Genomic DNA, 6,511 nt, shown 5'->3' on the forward strand with positions numbered 1-6,511 from the left:
TTGTCAGATCCGCGAGCTGACCATTGAAAACGCACAGGAATGGCAGGAAACTTTCCGGGCGAAAGAGCAGGAAGCCACAGACAGACTGCTGATGCTGGAGCAGAAAATGAGCGTGGCGCAGGCCGCGCACAGCCAGTTTGAGCAGGCTTTTGAACTGGTAACGCGCATTGCCGGGCCAGTGAGCCGCAGCGAAGCTTATCAAACCGGCCGCGAGCTGCTGCGCGACGCCGGCAATCAACGTTATCACGCCGAACAGCTGCAGTCTCTGCGCTCGCGTCTTGCGGAAATGGAACAGCGACTGCGCGAGCAGCAGGAAGCTGAGCGGTTGCTGAACGACTTTTGTAAAAAGCACGGCCAGCAGTATGCACCGGAAGAGCTGGAAGCCTTACAGTATGAACTGGAAGCGCGCATCGAACAGCTTTCCGAAAGCGTGGCTGATGCGGGCGAACGCCGTCTGGCGATGCGGCAGGAACTGGAGCAGGTGCGTGAGCGCATCGCCCGCCTGACGCGGCAGGCACCACAGTGGCTGAACGCCCAGGAAATTCTGACGCAGCTGCGTGAGCAGACCGGTGAGGCGCTGGAGAATGGCCAGCAGGTCACCGAACATATGCAGCGTCTGCTGGAGCGTGAGCGTGAAACCACCGTGGAGCGTGATGAAGTCGCCAGCCGCAAACGCGAGGTTGAAAACCAGATCGATCGGTTAAGCCAGCCGGGCGGCTCGGAAGATGCACGACTCAACCAGCTGGCCGAGCGTTTCGGCGGCGTGCTGCTTTCTGAAATTTACGATGACGTCACCATTGAAGACGCGCCTTACTTTTCCGCGCTATATGGCCCTGCGCGCCACGCGATCGTGGTGCCGGATCTGTCACTTGTTCGCGAGCTGCTGGATGGGCTGGAAGAGTGTCCGGAAGATCTCTATCTGATCGAAGGGGATCCGCAATCCTTTGATGACAGCGTCTTTAATGTTGAAGAGCTGCAAAAAGCGGTAGTGGTTAAAGCGGGCGATCGTCAGTGGCGCTACTCCCGCTTCCCGAAAGTGCCTCTGTTTGGTCGCGCTGCCCGTGAAAATCAGTTGGAACTGCTGCGCGCCGAACGTGAAACGCTGGCGGAACGTTACGCGACGCTCTCTTTCGATGTGCAGAAAACGCAACGTCTGCATCAGGCGTTCAGCCGCTTTATTGGCGGCCATCTGGGCGTGGCGTTTGAACCGGACCCGGAAGCGGAAATCCGTCAGCTGAACGGCCGACGTGGCGAGCTTGAACGTGCGGTCAGTTCTCATGAAAGTGAAAACCAGCAGCAGCGCCAGCAGTTTGAGCAGGCGAAAGAGGGCGTCGCTCAGCTTAACCGATTGATGCCGCGCGTCAGCCTGCTGCTGGACGAAACGCTGCAGGATCGCCACGAAGAGCTGTTAGAGCGCCTTGACGAAGCGCAGGAAGCCGCGCGTTTCCTGCAACAGCATGGCGCGGGCCTCGCTAAGCTGGAGCCGCTGGTGGCAGTGCTGCAAAGCGATCCGGAACAGCACGAGCAGCTTAAACTGGATTATCAGCAGGCGCAGCAGGCGCAACGCGATGCCCGTCAGCAGGCGTTTGCCATTACCGAAGTGGTGCAGCGGCGCGCGCATTTCAACTATGCCGATTCGGCTGGAATGCTTGACGGCAACAGCGATTTAAACGAGAAGCTGCGTCGCCGTCTTGAACAGGCTGAGGCCGAACGTGCGCGTGCGCGCGAGCAGCTCAGAAGCCACCAGGCGCAGCTGACGCAATACAGTCAGGTACTCGCCTCGCTGAAAAGTTCGTATGACGCCAAGCGGGATATGTTGAAAGAACTGCAGCAGGAAATGCAGGCTATCGGCGTGCAGGCAGACGCCAGTGCGGAAGAGCGCTCGCGTCTGCGCCGTGACGAGCTTTATACGGCGTTAAGCAATAACCGCAGCCGTCGCAATCAGCTGGAAAAACAGCTGACCTTCTGTGAAGCGGAAATGGATGCGCTGCAGAAAAAGCTGAAGCGCGTTGAGCGTGATTACCATCAAAGCCGCGAGCAGGTGGTCAACGCTAAAGCGGGTTGGGTCGCCGTCCTGCGCATGGTGAAAGATAACGGCGTCGAGCGTCGCTTGCATCGTCGCGAGCTGGCCTATCTGGGCGGTGACGAGCTGCGTTCCATGTCGGATAAGGCGTTGGGTGCGCTACGTCTGGCCGTTGCCGATAACGAGCACCTGCGCGATATCCTGCGTCAGTCAGAAGATCCTAAGCGTCCTGAACGTAAGATCGAGTTCTTTATTGCCGTTTATCAGCATCTGCGTGAACGCATCCGCCAGGATATTATCCGCACGGACGATCCGGTAGAGGCGATTGAACAGATGGAGATTGAGCTGAGTCGTCTGAGCGAAGAGCTCACCGCCCGTGAACAGATGCTGGCCATCAGCTCGCGCAGCGTGGCGAATATTATTCGCAAAACCATTCAGCGTGAGCAGAACCGTATTCGCCAGCTGAACCAGGGACTGCAGAGCGTCAGCTTTGGCCAGGTACACAGCGTGCGGCTTAACGTTAACGTGCGAGAGACCCATGCCACGCTGCTGGATGTGCTTTCAGAACAGCACGAACAGCATCAGGATCTGTTCAAGAGCCAGCGGCTAACCTTCTCCGAAGCGTTGGCGAAGCTTTACCAGCGTCTCAATCCACAGATTGATATGGGACAGCGGACGCCGCAAACCATCGGCGAAGAGCTGCTGGACTACCGTAACTACCTTTCTATGGAGGTGGAAGTAAACCGGGGTTCCGATGGCTGGCTGCGTGCAGAAAGCGGGGCGCTGTCAACGGGCGAGGCCATTGGCACCGGCATGTCGATTCTGGTGATGGTAGTCCAAAGCTGGGAAGAGGAGTCTCGTCGCCTGCGCGGTAAAGATATCTCACCCTGCCGCCTGCTGTTCCTGGATGAGGCCGCGCGCCTGGATGCTAAATCCATCGCCACGCTGTTCGAACTGTGCGATCGCCTTGAGATGCAGCTGATTATTGCCGCACCGGAAAACATCAGTCCGGAAAAAGGCACGACCTATAAACTGGTGCGTAAGGTCATCAACAATAGCGAGCATGTTCATGTAGTCGGTCTGCGTGGCTTCGCGGCCGAGCCTGCTAATGTGACAGCAGAATCGGCAGAGCTCTCTTCCTGATCTAAACAGCACAAAATAATCGGCGGCACGTATAGCAAAATCCGTGCCGCCGAATTACTCTCTGAGGCGCGCAGCATACGTGCGCCGTTTTCTTTTCTATACTAATAACATTATTCAGGTGTCGATCGTTCAGACCCGCTACAGGAGGCAAGGGATGTTGCTGACAGGATCTCATTTTGTAAAGCTTCGCCTGGCCTGCTGCCTGGCTTTAGCGCTGGGGCAGGCTACACCTGTCTATGCCGCCACGCCGCATTCCGCTAGCGTGTCCGTCTCACAGGCGCAGGCAAAGCTACAGTCGCTGTTTACTAACGGCTACCGGCCTTTTTACCTGAAAACGTTGGCCTCTTTATATGCTACGCAGCATATGCAGCCAATGTGGCAGGATCGTCAGGCCGTGCAGCAATTTCAGCAGCAGCTGGCGGAAGTCGCCATTTCCGGCGTACAACCGCAGTTCACCCAGTGGGTTAAGTGGTTAACCGATCCTGCAATAACAGGACTGGAGCGCGACGTAGTGCTTTCCGACGCAATGCTCGGCTATCTGCAATTTGCCTCCTCGGTGCCTGCTAAAGGTGAGACCTGGCTCTACACTAACGTTCCGTACAAGCTGGAAGTGCCTGCCTTATCGGTAATTAATCAGTGGCAGCGGGCGGTTGAGCAGGGTACCGCCCACGCTTTTGTCGCGTCGCTGGCACCGCGACATCCGCAATATCCTTTAATGCATCAGGCACTAAAAGAGCTGCTCGCGGATAATCGCGCCTGGCCGCAGTTGGCCAACAGACAAAGCTTGCGCCCGGGCCAGCTGAGCGATGATGTGCCCGCGCTGCGGGAAATTCTGCAGCGTAGTAATATGCTGACGCCGGGTAGCGATACGCCAAAACCTGATGATGATGCCGTGCCGACCACGGCTGTACCGGCTTCCTTTGTGGATGAGGAAGCGGCGGTCAGCCCATCGGCCTCTCCTGTTGACCCGTCACCGCAGGCCAATACGCCTGAGATGGCCGGGCAGGTGCAAAACCTGGCGCCCGCCGATCCCACCCATATCTATTCCGACGAGCTGGTGGCGGGCGTAAAACGCTTTCAGCGCTGGCAAGGTCTGGAAGCAGATGGTGTGATTGGCCCAAGAACGCGTGAATGGCTGAACGTTTCTCCGCAGTTGCGAGCTTCGCTGCTGGCGTTAAATATTCAGCGGTTAAGGCTGCTGCCGGATGATATGCATAACGGGATCATGGTAAATATCGCCAACTACTCGCTGAAATATTATCTGAATGGCAATCAGATCCTTGCTTCCCGCGTAATCGTGGGTCGCCCGGATCGTAAAACACCGTTGATGCGCAGCGCGTTAAATAACGTTGTTCTTAATCCGCCATGGAACGTGCCTACCACGCTGGTGCGCAAAGATATTATTCCTAAAGTAAAACAGGATCCGGGCTACCTCTATAAGCATAATTACACGCTGCTTTCTGGCTGGAGTAGTGATGCTGAAGTTATCGATCCTTCTATGATCGACTGGCAAATGGTGTCGGCCACGTCGTTCCCTTATCGTATCCGCCAGGCGCCAGGGGCAACCAACTCGCTGGGCCGCTACAAATTTAATATGCCGAGTTCTGACGCCATCTACCTGCACGATACGCCTAACCATAACCTCTTCCAGAAGGATATTCGGGCACTCAGTTCTGGCTGTGTCAGGGTAAATAAGGCGTCCGATCTGGCTAATCTGCTGCTGCAGGATGCTGGCTGGAATGATTCACGTATCTCCACCACGCTGAAGCAGGGCGACACCCACTATGTGGCGGTACGTCATCGTATTCCGGTTAACCTGTATTATCTGACGGCCTGGGTGGCTGATGACGGACACACGCAGTATCGCACAGATATTTACAATTATGACCAGACGGCGCGCTCTGGCGCACAGGTATTGACGAAGGCTGGTCAATTATTGCTCTAGTGGTTGATTCTTCAGGTATTCCGCTGTTGACTGATGCGAGAATGGTTTGGCCGGCCCGGCAATGCCGACAGGATTTGCCGGTTCCGTCACGTTTCGTCGGTTGACGCCACATTTCTACGCGGTTAAGGTTCCGGACGGTGAACGTTTCCACCGTTTCAAAACTTTTAGCCGGGTAACACAGATTAATGGATAAATTCGACACTCATCGCCGTAAATTACTGGCCCTGGGCGGCGCGGCGCTAGGCCTGTCTCTCCTGCCAGCACAGGCCTTCGCTTCGCTTTCCACTTCACGTCCTCGTATACTGACGCTGAATAATTTACATACCGGAGAAAGCCTTAAAACCGAATTTTTTAACGGTAAAAGCTACGATAAAGATGAGCTCACGCGCCTTAACCATTTTTTTCGTGATTATCGCGCCAACCGGATCAAAAGCATCGATCCCCATCTTTTCGACCAGCTTTATCGACTCCAGGCGCTGCTGGACACGCGCAAACCCGTACAGCTGATTTCTGGCTATCGCACGCTGGGAACCAATAACTCGCTGCGTGAAACTGGCAGCGGCGTCGCTAAACACAGCTACCATACGCTGGGGCAGGCTATGGATTTTCATATTGAGGGGATTACGCTCAGCAATGTTCGCAAAGCGGCGCTTTCCATGAGGGCCGGGGGTGTAGGATACTATCCCAAAAGCAACTTTGTGCATATTGATACCGGGCCGGCGAGGCACTGGTAATAAAATCCTGACGAACCGGGATTAATGGAGCCCTATGAATTATCAAACTATTCCGGTAACGGCCTTTTCACAGAACTGTTCCCTTATCTGGTGCCCGGTAACCCTACAGGCCGCCATTGTCGATCCTGGCGGTGACGCTGAAAAAATCAAAGCGCATACGGCTGCAAAAGGCGTCACGATTACGCAAATCCTGTTGACGCATGGCCATTTGGATCATGTAGGTGCTGCGGCAGAACTGGCCGCTTTTTATGCTGTGCCGGTGGTAGGGCCGCATAAAGCAGATGCGTTCTGGTTGGAAGGATTACCGATGCAGAGCCAGATGTTTGGTTTTCCTGAATGCGCGCCATTAACGCCCGATCGCTGGCTGGAAGAGGGAGAGGTTGTCCATGTGGGCGATACTTCGCTCGAGGTGCTGCTTTGCCCGGGACACACGCCCGGACATATCGTGTTTTTCGATCGGGTTTCTCGCCTGCTGATTTCCGGAGATGTTATTTTTAGTGGCGGCGTAGGCCGCACCGACTTTCCTCAGGGCAGCCACACCGATCTGATTGCCGCCATTAAAAATAAGCTGTTACCCCTTGGCGATGACGTCACCTTTCTGCCTGGTCACGGCCCCAGCTCGACGCTGGGCAAAGAGCGGATATCAAATCCCTTTTTGCAGTAATG

Annotated in this window: 4 protein-coding genes; all 4 read left to right on the top strand. The window is 55.6% G+C overall.

The genetic code is table 11. The features are described from left to right. Window positions 1-3,166 (top strand): chromosome partition protein MukB (mukB, locus tag RTK32_RS03335; protein WP_312042092.1); only part of this gene is annotated, 3,166 nt, incomplete at its 5' end. Between the two features lie 154 nt (window positions 3,167-3,320). Continuing rightward, entirely contained in the window at window positions 3,321-5,111 is a 1,791-nt protein-coding gene (ldtD, locus tag RTK32_RS03340) for a L,D-transpeptidase (protein ID WP_312042093.1), read from the top strand. 185 nt (window positions 5,112-5,296) lie between these two features. After that, window positions 5,297-5,845: a YcbK family protein gene (locus tag RTK32_RS03345; protein ID WP_312042094.1), complete on the top strand. Its 549-nt coding sequence runs from the start codon at window positions 5,297-5,299 to the stop codon at window positions 5,843-5,845. A 34-nt stretch (window positions 5,846-5,879) separates the two neighbouring features. After that, the gene (locus RTK32_RS03350) at window positions 5,880-6,509 is read left to right on the top strand and encodes an MBL fold metallo-hydrolase (RefSeq protein ID WP_312042095.1); all 630 of its coding nucleotides are present in this window, start codon (window positions 5,880-5,882) and stop codon (window positions 6,507-6,509) included. The last annotated feature ends 2 nt before the right edge of the window (window positions 6,510-6,511 follow it).

The organism is Erwinia sp., from assembly GCF_031978025.1.
Classification (GTDB): domain Bacteria; phylum Pseudomonadota; class Gammaproteobacteria; order Enterobacterales; family Enterobacteriaceae; genus Erwinia.